Origin of the sequence: Lysobacter sp. CA199 (genome assembly GCF_052078715.1) — a bacterium.
Lineage (GTDB): Bacteria > Pseudomonadota > Gammaproteobacteria > Xanthomonadales > Xanthomonadaceae > Lysobacter.
This window is the reverse complement of record NZ_JBQJIL010000017.1, coordinates 1-22,601: the sequence shown is the minus strand read 5'-3', so window position 1 is coordinate 22,601 and position 22,601 is coordinate 1. Positions and strand designations below refer to the sequence as shown.

General features: G+C 62.2%; 27 protein-coding genes. 21 read left to right on the top strand and 6 right to left on the bottom strand.

The window, feature by feature from the left end:
* Nucleotides 1-28: 28 nt before the first annotated feature.
* From ACTOWJ_RS26835 to ACTOWJ_RS26810, 6 genes are all read right to left on the bottom strand, one after another.
* Nucleotides 29-349, bottom strand: coding sequence for a hypothetical protein (locus tag ACTOWJ_RS26835; protein ID WP_441337693.1), 321 nt, complete (start codon nt 347-349; stop codon nt 29-31).
* A 173-nt stretch (nt 350-522) separates the two neighbouring features.
* The gene (locus tag ACTOWJ_RS26830; RefSeq protein ID WP_441337692.1) at nt 523-804 is read right to left on the bottom strand and encodes a hypothetical protein; all 282 of its coding nucleotides are present in this window, start codon (nt 802-804) and stop codon (nt 523-525) included.
* Between the two features lie 34 nt (nt 805-838).
* Nucleotides 839-1,318 carry a hypothetical protein gene (locus ACTOWJ_RS26825; protein ID WP_441337691.1) on the bottom strand — a complete coding sequence of 160 codons (480 nt, stop codon included), beginning with the start codon at nt 1,316-1,318 and terminating at the stop codon, nt 839-841.
* A 51-nt stretch (nt 1,319-1,369) separates the two neighbouring features.
* Entirely contained in the window at nt 1,370-2,008 is a 639-nt protein-coding gene (locus tag ACTOWJ_RS26820; protein WP_441337690.1) for a DUF3489 domain-containing protein, read from the bottom strand.
* Nucleotides 2,009-2,079: 71 nt separating this feature from the next.
* Nucleotides 2,080-2,310, bottom strand: coding sequence for a hypothetical protein (locus tag ACTOWJ_RS26815; protein WP_441337689.1), 231 nt, complete (start codon nt 2,308-2,310; stop codon nt 2,080-2,082).
* 188 nt (nt 2,311-2,498) lie between these two features.
* Nucleotides 2,499-2,753: a hypothetical protein gene (locus ACTOWJ_RS26810; protein WP_441337688.1), complete on the bottom strand. Its 255-nt coding sequence runs from the start codon at nt 2,751-2,753 to the stop codon at nt 2,499-2,501.
* Nucleotides 2,754-2,924: 171 nt separating this feature from the next.
* Here ACTOWJ_RS26810 and ACTOWJ_RS26805 point away from each other — a divergent pair, with 171 nt between their 5' ends.
* The 21 genes from ACTOWJ_RS26805 (at nt 2,925) to ACTOWJ_RS26705 (ending at nt 22,493) form a co-directional block, all read left to right on the top strand.
* Nucleotides 2,925-3,215 (top strand): hypothetical protein, encoded by a 291-nt coding sequence (locus ACTOWJ_RS26805; RefSeq protein WP_441337687.1) that lies wholly within the window; start codon nt 2,925-2,927, stop codon nt 3,213-3,215.
* 182 nt (nt 3,216-3,397) lie between these two features.
* On the top strand, nt 3,398-3,928 hold the full coding sequence (locus ACTOWJ_RS26800) for a hypothetical protein (protein ID WP_441337686.1): 531 nt from the start codon (nt 3,398-3,400) through the stop codon (nt 3,926-3,928).
* 122 nt (nt 3,929-4,050) lie between these two features.
* Nucleotides 4,051-4,602 carry an elements of external origin gene (locus ACTOWJ_RS26795; RefSeq protein ID WP_441337685.1) on the top strand — a complete coding sequence of 184 codons (552 nt, stop codon included), beginning with the start codon at nt 4,051-4,053 and terminating at the stop codon, nt 4,600-4,602.
* Nucleotides 4,603-4,605: 3 nt separating this feature from the next.
* The gene (locus ACTOWJ_RS26790; protein ID WP_441337684.1) at nt 4,606-6,552 is read left to right on the top strand and encodes a phage terminase large subunit family protein; all 1,947 of its coding nucleotides are present in this window, start codon (nt 4,606-4,608) and stop codon (nt 6,550-6,552) included.
* Nucleotides 6,553-6,631: 79 nt separating this feature from the next.
* Entirely contained in the window at nt 6,632-7,069 is a 438-nt protein-coding gene (locus ACTOWJ_RS26785) for a hypothetical protein (RefSeq protein WP_441337683.1), read from the top strand.
* 112 nt (nt 7,070-7,181) lie between these two features.
* On the top strand, nt 7,182-7,400 hold the full coding sequence (locus ACTOWJ_RS26780) for a phage head-tail joining protein (protein ID WP_441337682.1): 219 nt from the start codon (nt 7,182-7,184) through the stop codon (nt 7,398-7,400).
* Between the two features lie 29 nt (nt 7,401-7,429).
* Nucleotides 7,430-8,896 carry a phage portal protein gene (locus ACTOWJ_RS26775; protein ID WP_441337681.1) on the top strand — a complete coding sequence of 489 codons (1,467 nt, stop codon included), beginning with the start codon at nt 7,430-7,432 and terminating at the stop codon, nt 8,894-8,896.
* Between the two features lie 26 nt (nt 8,897-8,922).
* Nucleotides 8,923-10,068, top strand: coding sequence for a S49 family peptidase (locus ACTOWJ_RS26770; protein WP_441337680.1), 1,146 nt, complete (start codon nt 8,923-8,925; stop codon nt 10,066-10,068).
* Between the two features lies 1 nt (nt 10,069).
* Nucleotides 10,070-10,462, top strand: coding sequence for a head decoration protein (locus ACTOWJ_RS26765; RefSeq protein ID WP_441337679.1), 393 nt, complete (start codon nt 10,070-10,072; stop codon nt 10,460-10,462).
* Nucleotides 10,463-10,465: 3 nt separating this feature from the next.
* Nucleotides 10,466-11,473, top strand: a complete 1,008-nt coding sequence (locus tag ACTOWJ_RS26760; RefSeq protein ID WP_441337678.1) for a major capsid protein — start codon at nt 10,466-10,468, stop codon at nt 11,471-11,473.
* A gap of 4 nt (nt 11,474-11,477) precedes the next feature.
* On the top strand, nt 11,478-11,768 hold the full coding sequence (locus ACTOWJ_RS26755) for a hypothetical protein (RefSeq protein WP_441337677.1): 291 nt from the start codon (nt 11,478-11,480) through the stop codon (nt 11,766-11,768).
* Nucleotides 11,761-12,189 carry a hypothetical protein gene (locus ACTOWJ_RS26750; RefSeq protein ID WP_441337676.1) on the top strand — a complete coding sequence of 143 codons (429 nt, stop codon included), beginning with the start codon at nt 11,761-11,763 and terminating at the stop codon, nt 12,187-12,189. The genes ACTOWJ_RS26755 and ACTOWJ_RS26750 overlap by 8 nt, the downstream gene beginning before the upstream one ends.
* Before the next feature lie 26 nt (nt 12,190-12,215).
* Nucleotides 12,216-12,731 carry a hypothetical protein gene (locus ACTOWJ_RS26745; protein WP_441337675.1) on the top strand — a complete coding sequence of 172 codons (516 nt, stop codon included), beginning with the start codon at nt 12,216-12,218 and terminating at the stop codon, nt 12,729-12,731.
* A gap of 51 nt (nt 12,732-12,782) precedes the next feature.
* The gene (locus ACTOWJ_RS26740; RefSeq protein WP_441337674.1) at nt 12,783-13,541 is read left to right on the top strand and encodes a hypothetical protein; all 759 of its coding nucleotides are present in this window, start codon (nt 12,783-12,785) and stop codon (nt 13,539-13,541) included.
* Nucleotides 13,541-13,975: a DUF6631 family protein gene (locus ACTOWJ_RS26735; RefSeq protein ID WP_441337673.1), complete on the top strand. Its 435-nt coding sequence runs from the start codon at nt 13,541-13,543 to the stop codon at nt 13,973-13,975. The genes ACTOWJ_RS26740 and ACTOWJ_RS26735 overlap by 1 nt, the downstream gene beginning before the upstream one ends.
* A gap of 181 nt (nt 13,976-14,156) precedes the next feature.
* Nucleotides 14,157-14,378: a DUF7940 domain-containing protein gene (locus ACTOWJ_RS26730; RefSeq protein WP_441337672.1), complete on the top strand. Its 222-nt coding sequence runs from the start codon at nt 14,157-14,159 to the stop codon at nt 14,376-14,378.
* Nucleotides 14,359-14,835 carry a glycoside hydrolase family 24 protein gene (locus tag ACTOWJ_RS26725; protein WP_441337671.1) on the top strand — a complete coding sequence of 159 codons (477 nt, stop codon included), beginning with the start codon at nt 14,359-14,361 and terminating at the stop codon, nt 14,833-14,835. The genes ACTOWJ_RS26730 and ACTOWJ_RS26725 overlap by 20 nt, the downstream gene beginning before the upstream one ends.
* Complete coding sequence (locus ACTOWJ_RS26720; protein WP_441337670.1) at nt 14,832-15,128, top strand: hypothetical protein; 297 nt, start codon at nt 14,832-14,834, stop codon at nt 15,126-15,128. Before ACTOWJ_RS26725 ends, ACTOWJ_RS26720 begins: the two co-directional genes overlap by 4 nt.
* Nucleotides 15,129-15,414: 286 nt before the next feature.
* Nucleotides 15,415-17,130, top strand: a complete 1,716-nt coding sequence (locus ACTOWJ_RS26715; RefSeq protein ID WP_441337669.1) for a sensor domain-containing diguanylate cyclase — start codon at nt 15,415-15,417, stop codon at nt 17,128-17,130.
* Between the two features lie 510 nt (nt 17,131-17,640).
* A complete protein-coding gene (locus ACTOWJ_RS26710) occupies nt 17,641-20,895 on the top strand; it encodes a tape measure protein (RefSeq protein WP_441337668.1) in 3,255 nt (1,084 codons plus the stop codon).
* A 116-nt stretch (nt 20,896-21,011) separates the two neighbouring features.
* Nucleotides 21,012-22,493, top strand: coding sequence for a hypothetical protein (locus tag ACTOWJ_RS26705; protein WP_441337667.1), 1,482 nt, complete (start codon nt 21,012-21,014; stop codon nt 22,491-22,493).
* The last annotated feature ends 108 nt before the right edge of the window (nt 22,494-22,601 follow it).

Sequence of the window (22,601 nt, the reverse complement as noted above, 5' to 3'; positions counted from 1 at the left end):
TTGCGCGCAGCGCCAGGGTGGACCCGCTTCAGTCTGTGTCGGTGAAGCCGGCGTAGCGCGCGTAGTCGTAGCCATCCGGCCGGATATACAGGTCAATGCGGGCGGGTGCGCGCACCACAATGCATTGATCACCATTCCCCTTGAAGCTGGCAATCCAGTCCTGTGTGCTGGTTAGATCGCGCACATACGCGTCGTACTCAGCGGCTGTCATAGTCTTGATCGAAATGACCCGCACGCGCTGCTCGTCGATGTAGTACCCGCCGTGCTCGCGCAGCATCGCGCGCAGGCTGGTCGGCTTACGCGAGAATCGAACATTAACTAGGTAGGGCCTGCAAATCGTGAGGGTCATGACGCGTTCCGTGGTTGGTGTGGCGTCATGAACGCTTCATTCCAGACGGAAGCCAAGCAACTGATCGCGCTGTTCTCGCACTGAAAAAAAGCCGTTTAGGTGTCGGACAAGAACGATAATTCTCAGAACGAAAGCGGCGCGCATGATCTGCGCGCCGACTCGTGATCGAACCGTTAGGCAGGCTCAAGCCACCCGGTTTTCGGATTGAAATTTAGGGCTTCACCCGCGCGTATCGGCGTTGCATCCCCCCAGCAGAAGTCGGTTGCGTAGGCTCTGCGATACAGCACTGCTCGTTCCGCCTGCGCGGCGGTTAGACCACAGGCGATGAAGTAATCCCGAAGCTCTTCGTCGCTCGCAGATTCATTGTTGCTGAGTTGGTCTTCTATTAGGATCAACAGAACTTCGGGCAGCGATGCGAGTACCGGGTCGGGGCCTGTTTTTTCGTTCTGGATCATGGTGTGGTCTCCGTGTTGGGAGCCCATGAACGCTTCAATTCAAAGGAACATCAAGCGGAACAGCGGCGATGGACTCGGCCAACAGCTGAAGATTCGTTGGCGCGGACAGCCGTCGTTTATGGTCGAATCCAAAGAACCAAATCCCGACCAACGATAAGTTCCCATTCGCATCGGGGTGCAGATAAAGCGTGGGGCGCTCCGGTGTAATCACAGCCACATATCGTTTCTGACCCAGTGCGTCGACCGCGACGAAATCGCTCGGCCATGGTCGCCGTTCCGATAAGTGGCGGACGAAATCGTCATACGCGTCCGGTCCATCCAACTGGACGACCGCGCCAATGACGCCATCTTCGTACCAGAACACGGCTTCGTCAGACAGAATCCACGTCAACTGGAACGCGGTGGGCGGCGGCAGGCAGACACGCAGGGTCAGAGATTGACCTACGGTAAATGAGCTGAGAAAGACTTCGCGCAAGGCGACAGCCTCCATAGCTTTGCGGGCGTTGCGTTTCATAGGATGTCCTCTTAGGGCGAAGCGGCCGGGCGGTTGCCCAGCCGCGCTGCATCACTCTTCTTCGTCGGAGGCGACTTCGGCTACCACCGCTTCCTCGGCCTTGATCCGGTAAATGCGGTCTTCTTTGCCGCTCTTCACGCTGATCAATTCGTATCCTTTCTTCTTTAGCGTGCCGGCAAAGAAGCCTCGCACCGAATGCTGCTGCCAGTCGGTTACGGCCATCACTTGCGGGATGGTCGCGCCTTCAGGCCGAAGCAGCAGGGCGATTACTTGGTCGATGCGGGTTTCCTTGCGCTGCTTCGGCGGCGCGGTGGGTTTCGCTGTGACCACGGCCTCGTTGTCTTCTTCATCGTCGTCCCCTTCGGCATCCGCTTCGTTATCGACATCGCCCGCGTTCTGGTTCTGATCATCGGCGTTGGCTTCCGCCCCGGTGTCGACTTCGTCGCTACCCTCGCGTTCCTCATCGTGCACATGCCTTGCGGCATGCGGCTTTGCCCCCACCGCTTCGTAGCCCGCCTCGGTGAGCGCGTAGCCGGTACCTTGCGATTCGACCAGCCCGTGGACCAGCAGACCGCGTGTGACCGCCGAACGCGCGCCGCCCTTGAGGTTGTCGGGGAAGTTCTCGATGCGGCCTTCGGTCTCGACGGCGAGGAGGATGAGCGCGCGCTGGTTGTCGGTAAGCTGGGTCACGGTTATGTCCTAATGATTGAGGTTTTGTTTTTGGAGAGGCGCGCCCCGCAGGGGCGAGGCGCGCAGGCCGGTTAGCCGGCGAGCACTTCGTCGATGGCTTGTTGGACGTTCACCTCGCCGTTGGCGATGGCGAGCATCAGGTCGTCGTTGAAGGTGTTCAGGACGAGGTAGGCGCGGCGTTCGAGTTCGTGCTGCGCCGCCGCGTGCCAGTTGTGGATGCCGCGCAGCTGCATCAGCGCTGCGCGGTTATGCCGCTTCATTCCGCCGAGGTAGTCTTTCAGGGCTTGCGTTTGGTCTTGCATGTCTGGCCTCCGTGGCCGCTGTGGTGTGGGGCCATGAACGCTTCCTTCCGCAGCGAAGCCAAGCGGGTTCACCGATAAAGAACGTGCGTTCTCAAACGCAGACAGGTGTCGGACAGGAACCACGCGAAGAAACGAAAACGCCCCCGCATAGCGGAGGCGTTCGGTTGATTCGCAGTGGAGAATTAGCGTTATCCGGCGCCGGACTCGGCGCATACCTCGGTCATCGCCTGCCGGGTATCGATCATGTCGAAGGCCATCTTTTCCAGAAGGTCAGAGGGGAAGGCCCGAAGCGCTCGGGCAGCGCGTCGTTGCAGTTCGATCATCGCGATCTCCCGCCAATCTTCCAGGGCGATGAGTTCGGCGAACGAGGTTTCGTTGGCTTGCCGGACGCTACGTAAGCACGTCTTCAAGCGTTCTAAGCTGGCTTCGTTATCGTCGTGCATCCTGAGTCTCCGTTTTTTTGTGGTGCAATGAACGCTTCCTTCCACAAGGAAAGCAAGCAAATAGCTCATTCTCATCGGTCGCGGTGAAGACTGTCGGCGTCTTAAACAGACCGAGCGAGTTGTCCCAGAAGGCGAATCATTGGCTTGGCTTCTCGGCGGAAGGAAGCGCTCATGTGCTCGCCGCAACGACGCGGCGAACTTGAGAGAGCAACGATGGCGAATATGTCTTACTGCCGATTTCAGAACACTGCGCTACACCTGAAGGTGTGCGAGGAAGTCCTGGAAGATTTGGCCGATGGCGATCCCGAGCGGCTCAGTGAGGAGGAGTTGGAGGCGGCGAAACGGCTGGTTACCAGTTGCCTCAACATCGTCCAGCTGTTGGCTGAGCGTGGCTCCTTGGAATTCGAATCGGACATGGACCTTGCAACGGTAGTCGAGGAGTTGAACGAAGCCGCAAAGTAATGAGGTGAGAGCGACTGCCCCAGCGTCCAGTGGACGCTGGGGCATTTCCTCTTCCTCGCCCCCCTGCGAGCCTGTCTGCGTGCTGTCCACGTTCCAGGACGGGCACAAATGTACTTGCGATGTTCCGGTACCGAAGCGTTCATGACGCCGCCGCAACAACGCGGTTTGACAGGGACGAGCCGATGAATCAGAGCATCATGATTTCCGACGCCGAGCTTCGAAGCTTCAGCGATTACGTGGAACGGATACTGCGGTCTGGCCATACATTCTCACAGCCCGACGCACGCTTAACTTTGTTCGCCTGCTATGGCTTGGCCAGCATCCTTGCCGAGCGCACGGATACGATCAAAACGCGCCGCCTCGACCCGGAAGTCGTTGGGCGACTGGTGAGCGAGTGCCGTATAGAACTGGCCTCGGTGGAACGTGCCATCGATCAGACCGGTAGCTGGCATGCGAAGCGCTGGGTTCCGAGCGAGATGTGCGAGGACGAGACGACATTGCGCTGGCTGCATGACGAGATTGCGCGCTGCTTTGATGGACTGGAGCCGGAATACGCGGGCTTGCCGGTGCATCAACTCAACCGAGCGGTGCAACAAGCCCGGCTGATGCAGATATGGGACGTAGCGGACGCCAAATACCAACCTAGCCTGCGCGCGGCCATTCGTCATTTGGAGCAGGCGATTATGGCGGCGATGTGCGCGCCGCGTAACTGACCGCCGCTGCGTGAGAGCGCACACCCTTGCTCCCGATGGGAGCAGGGGTGTTCCCTCTTCCTTTCACCTGATCTGCGCCGAAGGCCGGCGGTCGCGGAGGCTGACCCGAATCGAACCTTGACGTGGGAATTTCAATTCGTGCTTACGGCCGCCATCGCGGCGTGTCGGACACCGCCGTGCGTAAGGCCATTGCTGCCGGCCGCATCACCGCCGAGGCGGACGGCACCATCAACGCCGCGCGCGCGGATGCCGAATGGACCGCCAGTACCCGCACGCCGGATGCGCCCCTGGCGGCGTCGGCCCGGCCGGCGCGAGCACGCCCAGCAACGAGGTCGGGCGCAGACGACGCCGTCGCCGTAGCGCCAACCAGCGCGGCAGGTGGTGGCAATACCTACGCTCAGGCCCGCACCGCCAATGAGGTACTCAAGGCCCAGCACCACAAGCTGCGCATCGCGCAACTCAAGGGCGAGTTGATTGACCGCTCTCAGGTGATGGCGCAGGTCTTCGCGCTGGCTCGCGCTGAGCGTGATGCTTGGTTGAACTGGCCGGCGCGCGTCAGTTCGATGCTCGCCGCTGAATTGAACATTGACCCGCATGTCATGCACGTCGCGCTGGAGCGCGGTGTGCGACAGCACTTGGCCGAGCTCGGCGACTTCAACGCGCGATTGGATTGACCCTTGTACGACGGCTTTGACGACGTTGCGCGATTCTGGCGCGACGGCCTGACGCCCGATCCATTCCTCGATGTATCCGATTGGGCGGACCGCGACCGGGTCCTGTCCAGTACGTCCTCGTCGGAGCCGGGCCGCTGGCGCACCGCGCGTACCCCGTACCTGCGCGACATCATGAATGACTTGTCGCCGGCCTCGGCGACCGAGCGTGTCGTCTTCATGAAGGGCGCGCAGGTCGGCGGTACCGAGTGCGGAAACAATTGGATTGGGTACGTCATCGCCTGCGCGCCGGGGCCGATGATGGCCGTGGCGCCCACGGTCGAGATGGCCAAGCGCAACTCGAAACAGCGTATCGATCCGCTGATCGAGGAATCGCCATCGCTGCGCGCGCGCATTGCGCCCTCGCGCGCGCGGGATGCCGGCAACACGATCCTCGCCAAAGAGTTCCGTGGCGGCGTGCTGGTGCTGACCGGAGCAAACAGCGCGGTCGGTCTGCGATCGATGCCGGTGCGCTATTTGTTTCTGGATGAAGTGGACGGCTATCCGCGCGACGTCGAAGGCGAGGGTGATGCGGTCGCGCTGGCGGAGGCCCGAACCCGTACTTTCACGCGTCGCAAGATCTTGCTGGTCTCGACGCCGACCATTGCCGGTGCGAGCACCATCGAGCGCGAGTATCTCGCGTCCGACCAGCGACGGTATTTCGTGCCGTGTCCGCATTGCGCGGAGATGCAATGGCTCCGATTTGAGCAGCTGCGGTGGACCTGGGGCGATTCGCGCTCCGCGCGCTACATCTGCGCCGGGTGCGAGCAGCTCATCGGCGAACACCACAAGACCGCGATGCTGGCCGGTGGTGAGTGGCGAGCGACGGCGCCGCAGAACAAAGGCAAGACTGCCGGTTACCACCTGTCGTCGTTGTACTCGCCGGTGGGCTGGCGCAGTTGGGCCGATATCGCGGCCGCGTGGGAAACCGCGCAGGGCTCGGCGACTGCGCTCAAGGCATTCAAAAACACCGAGTTGGGCGAGACCTGGGAAGAGGAAGGCGAAGCGCCGGATTGGGAGCGGCTGCAGGATCGTCGGGAGGACTACCGCATTGGCACCGTGCCAGCGGGCGGTCTGTTACTGGCCGGCGGCGCCGACATCCAGAAGGACCGCATCGAGGTCTCGGTATGGGCGTTTGGGCGCGGTCGGGAGACCTGGCTGGTCGAGCACCGCGTGCTGATGGGCGATACCGCTCGCGCTGCGGTCTGGAATGAACTCGGCGCGATCCTATCGGAACACTGGACCCACGCCAGCGGTGCTTTGCTGCCGCTGACCCGCCTGGGTTTGGACACCGGCTTCGCGACGCAGGAGGCCTATGCGTTCGCGCGCTCAGCGGGCGATCCGCGCCTGCTACCGATGAAGGGCGTTGGCAGCGGCGCGGCGTTGATCGGTACGCCGACCGCCGTCGATGTCAGCGTGCTGGGCAAGCGTATCCGTCGCGGCCTCAAGCTGTTCGCTATCGCGGGTGGCATCGCCAAGCTGGAGTTCTACAACGCGCTGCGACTATCGATCGAGATCGGTCCGGACGGGCAGCCGGCTTTTCCGGCGGGCTATGTCCATCTTCCAAAGATCGACGGCGAGTTCTTGCAGCAGCTGACCGCCGAACACCTGATCACTCGCCGCGATCGCCACGGCTATCCGCAGCGGGTATGGGAGAAGCGCCGCGACCGCAACGAGGCGCTCGACTGTTACGTGATGGCGCGCGCCGCCGCGATGCAGGCCGGCGTCGATCGCTTCGAAGACCGCCACTGGCGGGAGCTGGAGCGGACCTTGGGCATGCAGGCGTCCGAGCCGCCATCCGTGTCCGGACCACCATCGCCGTATCCCTCTCAACAGGCCGCCCCACCAGGCGGTCTTTCCGTTTCTGATCCACGCCGAGGGCGTCGAGTCATTTCGAGCCGCTTCATGCGCTGATCCAGTCCGCAAACCAGCGCGGTCGCATAGTGCTTATGGGCATCGTAGAGTTAGAACATCGCATTCACGGTAGCCTCTAATGCCGCAAGACAATATTGACGACTTCAATCGTGTGGCCGCCCATATCTTCGGCCGACTGTATGCATCCTTTCCTCTCCGAATCTCGCTAGAACCGCAAGAGGGAGCATTGGCACCCCGCTTCGCCGAATCTGATCCTAAGGCAATTCAAATGGAGATCATCTCGCGACAGCACGCTCTTTGGCGGATCTATTTCGATACTGCTTTGTTCCTGCTCGAAGAGGGATACATACGAGGAAATGTGACCGGAGACAGCGTCGTACTTACGGAATGTGCACTGACCGTCAAGGGATTGCTCGCGCTTCAACGAATGCCCGAAGCACTGATCCAAGAGAAAGAGAAGACTCCTGGAGATTGGTTAGTCAGTGTTGCTAAGGACACTGCAAAAGAAGTTCCCAAGGCGTTAGTAAGCGGAGTGATCAAGGCGGTACTTGCCTAGCCTGGGTAATTCCACTTCCGGTTGCCGCTAGCACCATTTAGACCGGTCATAAAACCACTGAACGAAGCCGCCCTTGAGGCGGCTTCGCCGTATCTGCGCGTCCGATATTTACATGAACGAACTACCTTATACCCACGAACAACTACAGGCACTGCGCAACGCTCTCGCGCGCGGCGAACGCCGCGTCAGCTTCGGCGACCGCCTGGTCGAGTACCGCAGCGTCGACGAATTGCTGGCCGCGATCCGCGAGATCGAAGCGGCCCTGGCCGGCACCGAAGACCAACCCCGGCGCCCGCGCCGACTTTTGACCACCACCAGCAAGGGATTCTGATGAGTTGGTGGTCGCGCGTCCGAACCGCGATGTTCGGCGGCTCGCCCGTGCATGAGGTCGCAGGTCACGGCCGGCGGTCGACGGCATGGCAGCCCAGCAATCCCGGTGCGATCGCAGCGCTCGTAGCGACCGGCGATGCGCTGCGCGTTCGCTCGCGCGATCTGGTTCGCCGCAATGCCTGGGCGAATGCCGCGATCGAGGCGTTCGTAGCCAATGCAGTCGGAACCGGCATCAAACCGCAATCGCTGATTGCCGACCAAACCCAGCGCGAAGAGTTGCACGTGCTGTGGCGCGACTTCGTGGACGAGGCCGACGCCGCCGGGCTGACCGATCTGTACGGCTTGCAAGCACTGGGATGCCGTGCACTGCTGGAAGGCGGCGAATGCTTGGTGAGATTGCGCCCGCGCCGCGCCGAGGACGGCCTGGCCGTGCCGCTGCAATTGCAAGTGCTGGAACCCGAACACTTGCCGCTGACCCTTAACCGCGAGGAGCCCAACGGCAACGTCATCCGCGCCGGAATCGAGTTCAACCGGCTCGGGCGGCGGGTCGCGTATCACCTTTACCTGTCGCATCCGCAAGACGGCTCGATGGCGCCGATGAGCCGGCAGGGGGGACTGGACACCTTCCGTGTTCCCGCCGCCGAGGTGCTGCACATCTTCCGGCCGCTGCGTCCGGGGCAGATCCGTGGCGAGCCGTGGCTGGCGCGCGCGCTGGTCAAGTTGAACGAGCTGGACCAGTACGACGATGCCGAGCTGGTGCGCAAGAAAACAGCGGCCATGTTCGCCGGCTTCATCACCCGCGATGGCCCAGAAGACCCGCTGCCGGGCGATGCACCACCGGACGACCACGGCAATGCGCCGCTCGGCTTGGAGCCGGGCAGCCTGCAAATTCTGGAAGCGGGCGAGAGCGTTACATTCGCCCAGCCGGCCGATGTCGGTGCCAGCTACGACGCGTTCCTGCGCTCGCAATTCCGTGCGGTCGCTGCCGCGATGGGCATTACCTACGAGCAGCTGACCGGCGATCTGACTGGGGTGAACTACTCGTCCATCCGCGCCGGGTTGCTGGAGTTCCGGCGTCGCTGCGAGATGGTCCAGCACTCGGTGCTGGTGTTCCAGCTGTGCCGGCCGATCTGGAACGCGTTTGTCGATGCTGCGGTGCTGTCGGGTGCGATCGAACTGCCCGGCTACCGGCGCCGTAAGCGTCAGTACCGCGCCTGCAAATGGGTGCCGCAGGGCTGGAGCTGGGTAGACCCGGAGAAGGAATTCAACGCTCTGATCCTGGCAATTCGCGCCGGCCTGATCAGCCGTAGCGAAGCCATCGCGAGTTCGGGATACGACGCCGAGACCATCGACCGCGAAATCGCCGCCGACGCGCAACGTGCCGACGCGCTCGGTCTGGTCCTCGACACAGATCCCCGCGTTGTTGCGCGCAATGGCGTGAAGCACGCCCCACCGCCGGTCGAAGAGCCGGCCTTAGATGCGAAGTCTACCGAATGATCGAACTGCCTCATCTGGCGGCGCGTGTGTTCAACACGCCGCTGCTGATTCAACGCGCCAAGCTGGAAGTCATCCTGGGCGTGCTTACTCCGAAGTTTGAGTTGCAAACACTGCCGCCGCCGCAGATGGGGCCGCCCACGCCGACACCCTCGTTGGCGACCGAGCAAGGTATCTACGTGCTGCCGATCCACGGCACGTTGGTACAGCGAACGGTGGGATTGGACGCGCTGTCCGGTCTGACCAGTTATCTCTCGATTGCGCGCCGCCTCGATGCGGCCCTGGCCGACGACTCGGTGCGCGGCATCTTGCTGGAAATCGATAGCCCCGGTGGCGAGGCGGCCGGGGTGTTTGATCTGGCCGACAAGATCCGGGCGGCGAGTGCCGTCAAGCCGATCTGGGCGGTGGCAAACGACGCAGCGTTCTCTGCCGCGTACGCGCTGGCGAGTGCCGCGAGTCGCCTGTTTGTTACGCGAACTGCAGGCGTTGGCTCGGTCGGCGTCATTGCGCTGCACGTCGATCGATCGCAGTCGGACACGAATGCTGGACTCAAATACACGCCCATCCACGCGGGCGCGCGCAAGAACGACGGAACACCGCACTCGGCGCTGACGGACGAAGCGCGCGATTCGATCCAAACCGAGGTTAACCGTCTCTACGAACTATTCGTCCTGACCGTCGCAGACCAACGCGGCTTGAGCGCCGAAGTAGTACGCAAAACCGAGGCCGCGCTCTACTTCGGTCAGGACGCCATCAACGTCGGCTTGGCCGACCGCGTCGGCACGCTCAGCGATGCCGTGCAGCAGATGCACACCGAACTCGACGCCGCCGCGCGTCCAATCTTCCTGGAGAACCCCACGATGTCCCAATCCGAAGCGACGGCGCCCGCCGTCAATACCGAAGCCGTGCGTGCACAAGCCCACGGCGATGCGCTGGCGATCGCCGAGTTGTGCGAACTGGCTGGTCAGCCGCAGTTGACCGCGACGCTGCTGGCCGAAGGCGTGACCCCTACGGTTGCGCGCCAGCGCTTGCTCGCGGCGAGGGCCGAGTCGCCGGAGATCACCAGCCATCTGTCGCCCACCGCGCCGTCGGCGTCGGCGCCGCAGTCCCTGGACGAGAACCCGCTGATCCGCGCCGTCAAGGCGCGTGCGGCGCTGGCCAAGAAGGAGCGTTGAGATGCGACTGACCACCTATCCCCCGATCCGAGAAGGTTTGAACCTGGGCGATCTGCTCAAGTTCGAAGCTGACAACCTGTACTCGCGCGATCGCGTCATCGTTGCCGGCAATCAGACGCTGTCGCTTGGTCAAGTGGTTGGCCGACTCACGGCCAATGGCCAGATCGCGGCCCTCAATCCCAGCGCGACGGATGGCAGCGAAGTGGCCGCCGGCGTTGCGATCGTTCCGATCACGACCGGCGATGCGCCCAATCCCGATGGCCTGATCGTGGCGCGCCACGCCGCTGTCGCCGACCACGCGCTGGCCTGGCCCGCCGGCATTACCCCCGAACAGAAGGCCGCAGCAGTCACGCAACTGCACGCGGCCGGCATTCTTGCGCGTCACGGAGTCTGACCGATGTCGATGAACAACCCGTTCCATAATCCGGCGTTCTCAATGAGCGCACTGACTGCCGCAATCAATTTCCTGCCCAACCAGTACGGTCGTCTGGACGAACTGAATCTATTTCCAGTAAAGCCGGTGAGGACGCGCCAAGTCACGGTTGAAGAACGCAATGGCATCTTATCGTTGCTGCCGACGCAACCTGTGGGGTCGCCGGGCACGGTTGGCAAGCGAGGAAAACGATCGCTGCGTGCTTTCAATGTGCCGCATATCCCGCACGACGACGTAGTTCTGCCCGAAGAGGTCATTGGTGTGCGTTCCTTTAGCACCGAATCCGAGTTGGAAACGATTGCCGGGGTCATGGCCGATCACCTGCAGACCATGCGCAACAAACACGCTATTACGCTGGAGCACTTGCGTATTGGCGCCCTCAAGGGAGTGATTCTGGATGCCGATGGAAGTGAGCTGGCCAACCTTTTCGATATCTTCGACATCACACCCAAGGTATTCGATTTCCAGTTAGCGAATAAGGAAACTGACGTCCGTCAGAAATGCATCGACCTCAAACGCTACATGGGTAAGTCGCTTAAGGGCGAGCGCATGAGCGGAATTCATGTTTTGGTTTCGCCGGAGTTCTTTGATGCGCTGTCGGGACACGACAAGGTCAAAGAGGCTTACCATCTATGGCAAGAAGGCGCGGCCCTGCGCGACGACATGCGGTCGGATTTCCGCTTCGCTGGCGTACGTTTCGAGGAGTATTCCGGAGAGGCGAGCGACGCGGATGGTAAAAGCCGTCGCTTCATTGAGGCCGGCGAGGCCCATGCGTTCCCGTTGGGTACCCTCGATACCTTCGCCACCTACGTGGCGCCGGCCGATTTCAACGAAACCGTCAATACGCTCGGACAGTTGCTCTACAGCAAGCAGGCACCGCGTAAGTTCGATCGCGGTACCGACCTGCATACTCAGTCCAATCCGCTGCCGATGTGTCATCGCCCGGCGCTGCTGGTGAAGCTGAAGGCCTAAGTCTGTGGACGTGTTCTCCAAGGCCGACGACGTAGTCTTCGCCGCGCTCGGCGTCGTCGCACAAATCCAGCGTCTGCCTAATCCCCCGGCGCCGATCACCCTGGTCGTGCGCGACGGCGTCGAGCGCCTCGGAGAGTTCCAGCAGGTCGTCGGGCGAGCGCGGCACGTATGCGCCCGCAACCGCGAATGGGTGTTCCGCCGCGGCGACGAAGTTGTGTTGCCTGATCGTATCCAAACGGTTGAGGCGATGGTGAAGAACGACGGCATGGTCAACGAAGCGGTGCTGCATGGTTAGCGCCGCGCCGAGTTGGGTGTTGTTGCAGCGTGTGGCTGAGCGCTTTACCGAGATTCGGACCGCAAGTGGTTACCGCACCGATATCGGCTCGGCGGTTGCGCTGGAACCGGCTCAACATCCTGACGAATCGGTCATGGGTTTAACCCTGGCGTCGCTCGGTATCCAACGCGATGCGAACAAACCGCACGGCCGGCATCGACTGCTCCAAGGTGTAGCGGAAGCCATGCTGCCGGCGTCGCTGACCGATGCCCACGCACTATCGCACGCCATCGCCGCTGACATCGAGGACGCCCTCGACGACTGGATTCCGCTGCCGAACGCCCTGCCGGTGCAGGTCGAGGACATCGTGTTCTTGGATCGGCCCGAAGGGCTTCCCGTCGTGGCCGTCCAGGTCGCCCTGACGATTCGCTATCGCCGCTGATGGACATCTTCATCGACGCCAATGCCGTGCTGGACGCGGCCAAGCGTGTGAGCGAGATCCCGGCCAAGGTTGCGGTGAGCCAACGGCGCGCGCTAGGCACGTTGCGTCGCCGATGGCCGGTCATCGCCCGACGCGACATTCAAGCCGAATACGCATTGTCGGCCCAGCGCATCCGGGCTGGCATCAGCGTGCGGACCAGCCGCGAGGGCGTCGAGTTGGTTGGCGTCGCGCGCGGCGTGGGCCTGCGCAATTTCGGTACCCGCAAAACGGCCGATGGCCTGAGCTACACCGCACTGCGCGGCCAGCGCGGCTTCCGGCGCAAAGGCTTCGAGAACCGCTACCGCGGTACGCCGATTGCCTTTGAGCGAACCCCGATCTCCGGGGACAAGCGCGTTCCACGCACGCCGATCCGTCGCCTGTATGGCCCGTCGCTGGCGCAGATGTTGCGCAAAGACGACCGGCCCGAGCGCGTGGCCCAAGCGGGCCTGGACGTGATCACCGCCGAGATCGACCGGCTGCTACTGCGCTCACTGCGCCGCTGATTCCGCTGCCCTACGGGCAGCCACACACTATTGATAGGAGCAACGCGACCGATGGCCGCGCAGGACCTGTTTTCGTTTCAGGGCAAGGTTTACCTCGCCCAGCGCCAATCCAATGGCAAGCCCGGCCCGCTACGGTGGGTAGGCAATGCGCCCCAGCTCCAACTCGCGCTGGAGGTCCAGAACTCGGACAAGACCGAGTCGTTCAGCGGCAACCGCATGCTGTACGGCCGCTTGGTCCAGAGCAAGACCGCCAATATCAACCTGACGCTTGATGAGGCGACCCCGGAGAACATCGCGGAGGGTCTGTACTCGATCCCGGCGGCCTTGCCGGCCGGTGCGGTCAGTAATGAGCTACTACCGCCGGGTCTGAAGGCCGGCGACCTGATCCGTCTGGATCGCGGTTGGGTCAGCGAACTGGCGTTGACCGACAGCGCCACTCCTCCCGTCACCGTGCCGGCCGCGAATTGGTGGACCGAGTCGGCGTCGGCAGGGGTGATTGGGTTGCGCAAGGTGGAAGGTTCCGTCCAGCCGTTTAAGGCGACCTACCAGCACGGCGCAACGATCAACATCGCGCTGTTCAACACGCCTCCGCCCGAGCGAATGCTGTTCCTCGACGGCATCAACACCGTCAACGGGCGGCGCGTCAACGTGACGCTCTACCGCGTCGCGTTCAATCCGATTGAACAGCTGGATCTGATCTCGGAGGAGTGGGGCAGCCTGCAGTTGTCGGGCGCATCGCTGTTCGATGAGACCCGCGCGCAGGACGCGGCGCTGGGTGGGTTCGGCCGGATCGAGATGGTGGGCGGTTGATGGCGCGCAAAATCAAGCCACGCCCGTCGCCAGCGCCGGACGAATTGGCCGTGTTGCAGTCCAGCCGCACGCTACCGCTGGGCGAGCGCACCGTGACCGTGCGCGAGTTGGGCTTCTTCGAAAGTCTGCGATTGCATGAATCCGTGGCCGCGCTGGTCGGCGGCCTGGTTACGCTGACCGACGATGGCAATGTAGACCTGGGCAAGCTGCACCGGGTCTGTGCATTGCACCCGGACGCGACCGTTGAACTGCTGGCGCAATCCAGCGATCAATCCGGCGAGTGGGTCCATTCCTTGAATGCCGCGCGCGGCGACCTATTGCTCATGACGTTCTGGGCGGTAAACGCAGATTTTTTTCTGCAGCGCGTTCTCAGCGCGCTGGAACTGCAACGCCAGAACACGGCGACGACTGGCCCCACGTCCTCGCCACCCTGATCGCGCACGGACACGGCTGGTCGTGGATCGAGGGCGCGACCGCGCGTCAACTGTCTCTTTTCTATCGCGCCGCGGTGCAGCGCGAGCGCGCACTTCGCGCCGATCGCGTCGAAGACGTCAACGCCGGCTTTGCCGGTGGCCGTGAGGTCACCGCCTTCATTCAAAAACTACGGAATCCCTTATGAAACTGATCGATAACTGGCGCTGTGCTTGGCGCTTCGCGAGTGTGCGCGCAATGAGTGCAGCGCTCGCCATTCAAGCGACGTGGTTGTCGCTTCCCGATGATCTGCGCGAGCGCATTCCGCTTTGGGTGACAGCCAGCGTCACGGGTGTTCTTCTCATCACCGGCCTGATCGGTCGGCTGTTCCAGCAGCGAGGGCCCGATGGCACACCTCTCAGCTGAGCAGGCCGGCGACCAGAACGTCGTCGCCTTCCTCGACATGCTGGCGCACGCCGAGGGCGTGGAGCGCTTCAGCGAGCATGGCGGCTATGACGTACTCGTCGGAGGCCGCCGATTCACTTCCTACAGCGAACACCCACGCAAGCTGGTATGGCTGCCGAAGTACCGCATTCATTCCACCGCTGCCGGCCGCTATCAGTTCCTGTGGAAGACCTGGGCCAGCTTGCGCAACCGTCTCAGGTTGCCCGATTTCGCTCCAGCATCGCAGGACCGTGCTGCGATTGAACTGTTGCGTGAGACCGGGGCACTGGCCGACATCAAGAAAGGCTGGATCACTAGCGCAGTGCGCAAGTCGCGCAAAACGTGGGCGTCATTACCGGAGGCCGGTTACGGCCAGCGCGAGGTGCCGTTGGAAACCCTTCTTGCCGTGTACCAGAAGGCAGGAGGGCAGATCGCATGATCGCATTGAAAGTCTGGATGACCACGGTATTGGCCGCGCTCGCCGCCGTGCTCGCGGCGTTCGGCTGGGGTCGATGGAGGGGAACCCGTCGTGCTCGTAAAGCGGCCGACGAGCGCGTTGCGTCGAGCGAGCACCGCGCGGCAGTCGCCGAGCAGGTGTCCGCCAACACCGAAGTACGAACCGAGGTAGAAACCGATGTTATGCATTTTCCGAGCAGCGACGATGGGGCGGTGGCGGACACCGTGCCTGGCTCTGCTGCTGACCGCCTGCACGACTCCTGGTCGCGTGACTGAGGTCACCTCAGGGTGTGAATGGGCGAAGCCGATCCTGGTGTCCCGCCAGGACGTTCTGACGGATCTGACAGCCCGACAAATCCTGGCTCACAACGAAACTGGCCGGCGGTTGTGCCACTGGCTGCCTCGGTCACAGGCAGGGGAGGCAGAAAACGAAGCGCGGGGAGGTAATTAACAAAAATCTTGGAAAAATCCAAGATTTAGCTGGCAATCAGTCGTTAAATCGCGTCGTGCCTGCGGCGTTGCCAGGGAACCGTGACCCGGTGCTCCACCGGACGACGACACCGTGGCTATCCTCGTCGCGTCAACGAAGACGAGTCGGCGGGATATGGAGAAACCCAGGATTCACTACTGGCACTATTTCCTGGTGCTGTATCTGCTGCTGACCCCAGCGGTTGTCAGCGCCCAAGGCGTGGCGCTCTCGCGCCTGGATGTTCCTGGCGCAGCAACGGCGGATGTCGTCGCTGGCCGCCACAATGAATCGTTTAGGCCAGTGGCCGGCCAAGAGATCGCATCAGTCGATCGCCAGCCGCATTGGTGGCGCATTACGGCGCTGAGCGATTTTGGCGAGTTGGACAGCCCGCAGTTCGTTATGAATCAACCTTCGCGCAAGCAGATTGAAGTCTGGCGTCCGGGCGACGTCCAAGGCCAGCGTCGGTCCATGTACGGACCCGACGCGGACATGTCGCATTCCACCCGCTTCCACGTGGTACCTCTCTCGCAGGGGCTGAAGAAGGGGGCGTCGATCTACCTGCGCGTCACTTCTGCTGACGTCACATCGTCGCGCATCTCTATCGAGCCTGCAAAGGAACTTCTCGCGCGCGAGATGTCGCACTTATATCTACGCAGCTTTGTTCTTACGGCATTGAGCATCATCGCAATGTTGGCCTTTGGATTCTGGGTTGGATTCGGTGAGCGCGGTTACGCGTATCTGGGATTGACGCTGATTGCGCAGACACTGAGTGTTGCCTTTGTTGGAGGCGAAATGCGGTGGCTGTCTTGGCTCGCGCCGCTTGCCGATGATCGGCGCACCTACATCATCCTCAACACGGCTGCCGTCCTCGCGAGCCTGCGCTTTCTCAACTTCTTTCTAAGCCTGCCGCAGAATCAGCCTCGTCTTGCCAAGATGCTGGATGTCTGCAGCGCATTACAAGGTGGGTTGCTGGCCCTGAGCTTCTATGGTGTGTGGCCAGCCAGCGCTATTTTCGGAAACGTTGTTCTCTTGGCGTCGATCGTCGTGGTCGCCATCGCGATAGTTAAAGCCATAAGTCGAAATCAGCGCGAGGCAAGGTTCCTCTTGCTCGCATGGATGCCGCTTATGACCGTGCTTGTAGTCCTAGTGGGCGCGTACCAGAAGTGGTGGCCCGCTTTCGATTGGCTCGAAGTCGCGTATCCGTCTGGATTGGCTTTTGGCGGGCTAGGCCTGCTCATGGGTTTGACGAACAAGGTGCAGCAGCTGCGAGTAGATCGCGATTTCGCTCATCTACAAGCGACCTATGATCAATTGACCGGCGCCATGACCCGAGCCGCACTAGAAACGGCACTACGGGCTGAGACGCAGAATGCCCATCGTGCTAAACGTCCGTTATCGGTGGTGTTCTTCGACATTGATCACTTCAAGCGCATCAATGATGAGTTCGGCCATCACGCAGGGGATGAGACGTTGCGCTATGTCGCGCAGCGCGTAAGTGGTCGCCTGCGCACGCAAGACCTGTGCGGGCGGTTCGGTGGCGATGAAATGGTGGTGGGTCTTGTGGGGGCTGATTTTCATCACGCGGTAAACATCGCCGAGCAGTTGCGACGCAGAGTGGTGGACAATCCGTTGGAGATTGATGGACGCCAGCTGACGGTCGATTTAAGTCTGGGCGTGGCTGAGCTGCAGCCCGGAGAAACGGTCGAGGCGCTGCTTAAGCGGGCCGATGCTGCCCTGTATGCCAGCAAGGCAGCGGGCCGAGGAAGAGTGACGGGCTTCTCCGGTTCTGAGCCAGTCACCGTGGTTTAGCGCTGGCCCCTGATGCCTTCTGGTCAGAAACACGGGACATTATTCCAGGATTGATACTTGTGACCCAGCGCCAATAGGGTGTATCTGGCCTAGATTGCGCTGTGCGCCCCTCCGTCCTGGACGTCATTACCCTATTGAGACAGGGCGGAGCGCACACCTCCATCATTACCCGTCAATCTAGGATTGCCACCATGAAGCTCACGCATGCACTCTCCATCGCCGCCGTCCTATCAGCGCTTGCTTGCAGCGGGTGCACCATTCCCACCGAGTTGCAGCCGTCCGAGGCGGTTGCCGCAGCGCCAGCGTCCCAGCTACTCCACAGCAGTGATTCACCGTCTGTCGCTAAAACGCCGGTCAGTAAGGAGTCGATGGTCCCCGCTGGATAAGTAGGCACTATTCGAGCCCTACTGATTGAATCCAAGCCGCGGTTAACCCGCGGCTTCTCTTGTTCTACCTCTCAACTCGCGTGCATGCAGCCGCGAGGCGCTGCCATGCGCCTTATCAGGACTCATGGCCAATCGCGACACCACGATCACGCTCCTGATCAAGGCTAACGCCGCACAACTCAATCAGGCTCTGGAACAAGCGGGTGTCCGTGCGCGAGTCTTCGGCAATGAGGCCGAGAGCGCGGCCCGACGCGCCGGCAGGTCATTCGATGGCTCGCGCGGCAGTGTCGAGGCCATCGGACGTCAGCTCGGCCAAGCCAAGGCGCAGCTTCTGGCTTTTGTTGGTCTGCAGAGCGCCGGCACTGCCATCGGCGGCTTGGTGCGCGCGGCAGACGGATACGCGAATCTGTCGGCCAAGATCAAGCTCGCCACTACATCGCAGGCCAGCTTCAATCTAGCCGAGGACGCTGTCTTCGCGATCTCGCAGCGCACTTCGACGTCGCTCGACGCCACAGCGACATTGTTCGGTCGCCTCAGCAGTGCACTGAAAGATCAGGGGGGATCGCAGCGTGAAGTGCTCGGCCTGACCGAGACCATCAACAAGGCGCTGGCTGTGTCCGGCGCAACCGGCGCGGAAGCGGCATCGACGATCCTGCAGCTCAGCCAGGCCTTCGCCTCCGGCACGCTACGCGGCGACGAGTTCAACTCGGTCAATGACGCTGCGCCGCGTCTGATGAAAGCTCTGGCCGCCAGCATGGGCGTGCCAATCGGCGAACTGCGAAAGCTGGCCGAGGCCGGCAAGCTGACCAGCGAGCAGCTGCGCGTTGCTTTCTCGGGTAAAGAAGCGCAGACGATCGCCGCAGAGTTCAGCCAACTTCCACTCACTGTCGAGCGCAGCCTCACCCAGCTCGATAACGCATTTACGCGATTTATAGGTCAACAAGACCGCGCCAGTGGCGTATCCACCGCCGTTGCGGGTTCGATCCAAGCGTTGTCGCAGAACTTCGACGGCTTGGCCAACATGGTCGGCGTTGTGGTCGTGGCCGGACTGAGCCGGCTGATTGCAACGCTCGCCACGGCTGGCGCTGCGAAAGTGTCCAACATCCAGAAGACGCAGCGGCTGGCACAAGAGGAACTGGCGCAAGCGCGCGCGGCGGAGGCGGCAGCGCAGGCAGAACTCGCTCGCGCTCGCGCTCTGACGATGTCGGGTTCGGGCGCCGCGCGAGTGGCCGCCGCCGAGGGCAACCTAGCCGCCGCCCAGGCGCGCACGGCTGCGGCTACGCAGGTGGCGACAGCCGCGGTGGGCGCAAAAGCGGTGGCAGTGCGCGCGCTGTCTTCGGTATTGACTCTCATGGGCGGCCCGCTCGGTTTGGCAATCACAGGTGTCACCTTACTGGCGAGCGCGTTTGCCACTGCCAGTGCGAACGCCAAAGCGGCCAAGGTTGAATTCGAGAACACGATCAAGGCCGCGCAGCGATTTCGCGAGCAGCAAGACATCGACACGGGCGTTGATGCCGGCAAACGCCTGATCGCGCAACGCGAGCAGCTCCAAAAGGAGTTGAGCGATCTGGAGTTCATCAAGCAGGGCTGGGCCGGCGGTCACTTTAACGAAGGTCAAAGTTCGGGCCGGATCCTCTACGGCGAGGAACTGGACGGTGAAATCAAGCGCGTCCGATCACAGCTTGCACGCACCAACGAGGAGTTCAAACAGGTCCGCGACTCGCTGGCCGAACTACGCACGGCTCAGGCCAGCGGTGGCCGAACGCGACAACAATCAACCAAAGACGCCACGGACTTTACGAAGGCGTTGGCGGACCAGAACGAAAAGCTAAAGATCGAGCGGATCGAGCGCGAAAAGGGTCTGCGAGCCGCGTTGGAATACCAAGCGGTCAAGGCGGCGGGTGTCAAGGACACCACGCATCTGACCGAAGCTACGCGCAAGGCCATCGATGAGCAGGTCCGCGAGCGAGACGCCGCCAAAGCCTCGACCGATGCCGGTCGCGCGCAGACCAAAGCCGTGCGTGATGCGGAGCGCCAGCGGAAAGCCGATGAGCGCAAGCTGCGGCGCGAACAAGACAAGCAGGGGAAGGCAGATAGAAAGGAGACCAAGGACGACGAAGCCTTGGGCCGAACCGTTCAAGAAGCCGACGTCGCCCTCATGCGCAACCGCGGCGAAGGCGCGGCGGCTCGGAGGAAAGAGCTTGATCTTGAGTACAAGAAGGCGCTCGCCGATCTGCAGGCGAAGGGGAATACCGCCGACGCCCTGAAGATCCAGCTTCGCATCGACACTGATGTTGCGAAGGTCGAGCTGGAGGATCTGCAAGCGCAAGTCGATCGCGTGTTCGGTCAGCAGTCGCGGGATGAGCAATCGATTCAAACCCGTCAGCAGGCAGGATTGCTAACCGAGATCGGCGCGCGCCGTGAGCTGATCGATCTACATGCGCGAACCGCTTCAGAAGTTGACCAACTTCTGCCGAAGATGGATGCGCTGGCCGCCAAGACCGGTGCTCCGGAATCGATCGAGCGGGTCAAAGATCTGACCGCCCAAGTCGCAGCGCTCAAGATTCAGTCGAATGAACTTGTCGTTACGCTCACCAATGGCTTCGAAAGTGGTCTGAGCAATGCGCTGGAAGGACTGGCCACCGGCACTCTGACCCTACGCCAAGCTCTGACCGGGCTGGTGCAGGACATGGCGAGGTCGCTGGCGCAGTTGGCAGCGCAGCAGTTGGCGGCGATGGCAACCGCGAAGTTGATGTCCGTTGTCGGGAAACTGGCCGGCGGGAAGGGCGCGCCGGATTTGGCTCAGCCCGATCCGGTTCAAGCTGCGGCGGCCGGCGCTGCCTACGCTGTCCCGATCACAGGAGCTTCTGTTGCATTAGGAGCTGCGGGCGCGGTGGTGATGAATGCGGCGGTCGCTATGCAGGCCGCCGCCACTACGATGCTGGCGGCCAATGCCACCAAGTCAATGTCAGGATTCGCCTCGGGCGGCTTCACCGGCATCGGACCGAAGTACGCCCCTGCGGGTTTCGTCCATCGTGGCGAGTTCGTGCATCGACGCGAAGTCGTGCGGCAACCGGGCGCACGTTCATTTCTTGAACGATTTAACCGTGTGGGCATGTCGGCGTTGGAAGGATTGCGCGGCTACGCAACAGGCGGCTTTGTCAGCCCGGCGCCGCGCGCGCCGGTGCCGACGCGTGGTCCGATCTCTGATCGCACTGCCACAGCAGCGCAAGGCGAGCGCCGAGGTTCACAGATCACCAACGTGCTCTACCTCGACCCGCGCGAGATCGTGAACGTGATGAGCACGCAAGCGGGTCGGCAGGTGATCTTGTCCACCATTCGCGCGAACGCACCGACCGTTCGTCAGGACTTGGGGTAGTTGTCGCAGCAAATGCGATCGTCGATCCCGATACTACGCCCGGCGGTTCAGATCCCCCCTGTTCTCTACCGCCATACGCGCCCGGCCCCCCGCCGGGCGCGTTTTCATTTGCGACCATGACACTTCGAACCGGTATCGCCAGCGACTATTACGATTTCCTCAATCAGCTCGAAAGCGCTTTATGCCGAAAGGGGCATGCCTGGGGTCTGCTCTATGCCGGCGCCGGCAACGGCAGCCTGACCGATGTCGACGGTGGTGTCGGCGGCTACCGCGGCGGCGCTGTCTCGGTTGCCGAGGCTTTCACCGTCACCGCTTTGGATGCCCAGCGCTTCCAAGTGATCGGTGCGCTAGCCGGCGACCTGGGCGTCGCCACCGTTGGCCAACCCTTCGAACACGAGCGGCTTCGCTTTCGAGTCAACGCAGGATCGACGGCGTTTGCGGCCGGCGATCGTTTCACCTTGAACACCTCGCCGCCTTGGACCCTGGTGCGCCGATGGGGCGTGAGAAACCCGAACTTTCGCACCGGCAATTTCGCCAGCCAGTCCGCGTTGTTTGATAACGCGATGGACACCTCGGGCACTCGCGCGGTCGCTGATCTCCCAGCCATTGCGGGGATCGAAATGATCGGTCCCGCCTCCGTCCGTGCCGTCACGATGGGCATCGGCGACTCGAGCGCACGTGGCGCGGCGGCTTTCGAGTTGCAGCGCTCGGACGACGGGGCGGTCTGGACGCCGGTGCAGGCGTGGTCTGGAGTGCGGTGGCCTTCGGCGCGTGCGCGCCAGACCTTCATGGTGACGGGAAACTCACCGGCAGCGCGGTTCTGGCGTGTCGTGTTCTCGGCCGCCAATGGGGCGACCCCGCTGGAGTGCAACGATCTGTCGTTCCAGACCGACGTCAATGCCGATTTCGAACTGGAGGACCGCGCCCAATGGATCGTGAAGGCGCCGGGCCTGGATGGCCGGCAATCGATCTTCATTGGCGCCGAGTTGTTCGAAGATCCCGCGCGCGCCGCCTACAACTTGAATTGGTACGGATTCCGAAGCCTCAATCCATTGCTAAGTTTGCGCACGCAGGTCAACAACAGCGGACTGCGCCAACTGCCCCTGCGCAACGGCCCGTTCGCCTATTGGCTCGCCGTTAACGGTCAGCGCGTGGTGATCGTCGCCCGCATCGGCACGGTCTATGTCAGCGCGTACCTGGGTTACGCGACAGCGTACGAGCCGCCTTCGATCCATGAGTACCCGTTGGTCATCGGCGCCTGCGGCTCGACAGAGAACGGAACTCCCGACGCGACCGACGCTAACTTTCGCGGCTTCTTCGATCCCGGCCGTTACGGCTTGGCGGCGAACTATCCCGACAATCTATGGCGCATGCACTGCAATCGCTATGCCTCGGGTGCCAATGACTACGGCGACAGTGAGACCTTCGGCAAGGTCTACCCAAGCGCGATGTCGACCAGTGGGGATCGCGCCTATCTGCGCGACAACCTCGATGGTTCATCGCCGTTGTTCCCGCTGATTCTTGGAACTGCGCAGCCACGCCACAGTTGGGGCGAGTTCGATGGCTGCGCCTGGACGACCGTGACTGGCCTGCGTTAACTGGTCCAGAAGTAAAGTTAGTTTAAGCGGCTAAACGTGGATGTGCACTTGCGTTGGCAGGCATGAAGGCCTCGGGCGCTGGTGGTCTGTAGTTCAAGGCGCTGTGCG

Coding starts and splice junctions, on each gene's coding strand:
- ACTOWJ_RS26835 (WP_441337693.1), bottom strand. CDS start 349: ATGACCCTCACGATTTGCAGGCCCTACCTAGTTAATGTTCGATTCTCG.
- ACTOWJ_RS26725 (WP_441337671.1), top strand. CDS start 14,359: ATGGCACACCTCTCAGCTGAGCAGGCCGGCGACCAGAACGTCGTCGCC.
- ACTOWJ_RS26810 (WP_441337688.1), bottom strand. CDS start 2,753: ATGCACGACGATAACGAAGCCAGCTTAGAACGCTTGAAGACGTGCTTA.
- ACTOWJ_RS26760 (WP_441337678.1), top strand. CDS start 10,466: ATGTCGATGAACAACCCGTTCCATAATCCGGCGTTCTCAATGAGCGCA.
- ACTOWJ_RS26815 (WP_441337689.1), bottom strand. CDS start 2,310: ATGCAAGACCAAACGCAAGCCCTGAAAGACTACCTCGGCGGAATGAAG.
- ACTOWJ_RS26805 (WP_441337687.1), top strand. CDS start 2,925: ATGTGCTCGCCGCAACGACGCGGCGAACTTGAGAGAGCAACGATGGCG.
- ACTOWJ_RS26785 (WP_441337683.1), top strand. CDS start 6,632: ATGCCGCAAGACAATATTGACGACTTCAATCGTGTGGCCGCCCATATC.
- ACTOWJ_RS26730 (WP_441337672.1), top strand. CDS start 14,157: ATGAAACTGATCGATAACTGGCGCTGTGCTTGGCGCTTCGCGAGTGTG.
- ACTOWJ_RS26830 (WP_441337692.1), bottom strand. CDS start 804: ATGATCCAGAACGAAAAAACAGGCCCCGACCCGGTACTCGCATCGCTG.
- ACTOWJ_RS26740 (WP_441337674.1), top strand. CDS start 12,783: ATGGCCGCGCAGGACCTGTTTTCGTTTCAGGGCAAGGTTTACCTCGCC.
- ACTOWJ_RS26750 (WP_441337676.1), top strand. CDS start 11,761: ATGGTTAGCGCCGCGCCGAGTTGGGTGTTGTTGCAGCGTGTGGCTGAG.
- ACTOWJ_RS26825 (WP_441337691.1), bottom strand. CDS start 1,318: ATGAAACGCAACGCCCGCAAAGCTATGGAGGCTGTCGCCTTGCGCGAA.
- ACTOWJ_RS26705 (WP_441337667.1), top strand. CDS start 21,012: ATGACACTTCGAACCGGTATCGCCAGCGACTATTACGATTTCCTCAAT.
- ACTOWJ_RS26800 (WP_441337686.1), top strand. CDS start 3,398: ATGAATCAGAGCATCATGATTTCCGACGCCGAGCTTCGAAGCTTCAGC.
- ACTOWJ_RS26735 (WP_441337673.1), top strand. CDS start 13,541: ATGGCGCGCAAAATCAAGCCACGCCCGTCGCCAGCGCCGGACGAATTG.
- ACTOWJ_RS26775 (WP_441337681.1), top strand. CDS start 7,430: ATGTTCGGCGGCTCGCCCGTGCATGAGGTCGCAGGTCACGGCCGGCGG.
- ACTOWJ_RS26780 (WP_441337682.1), top strand. CDS start 7,182: ATGAACGAACTACCTTATACCCACGAACAACTACAGGCACTGCGCAAC.
- ACTOWJ_RS26710 (WP_441337668.1), top strand. CDS start 17,641: ATGGCCAATCGCGACACCACGATCACGCTCCTGATCAAGGCTAACGCC.
- ACTOWJ_RS26765 (WP_441337679.1), top strand. CDS start 10,070: ATGCGACTGACCACCTATCCCCCGATCCGAGAAGGTTTGAACCTGGGC.
- ACTOWJ_RS26720 (WP_441337670.1), top strand. CDS start 14,832: ATGATCGCATTGAAAGTCTGGATGACCACGGTATTGGCCGCGCTCGCC.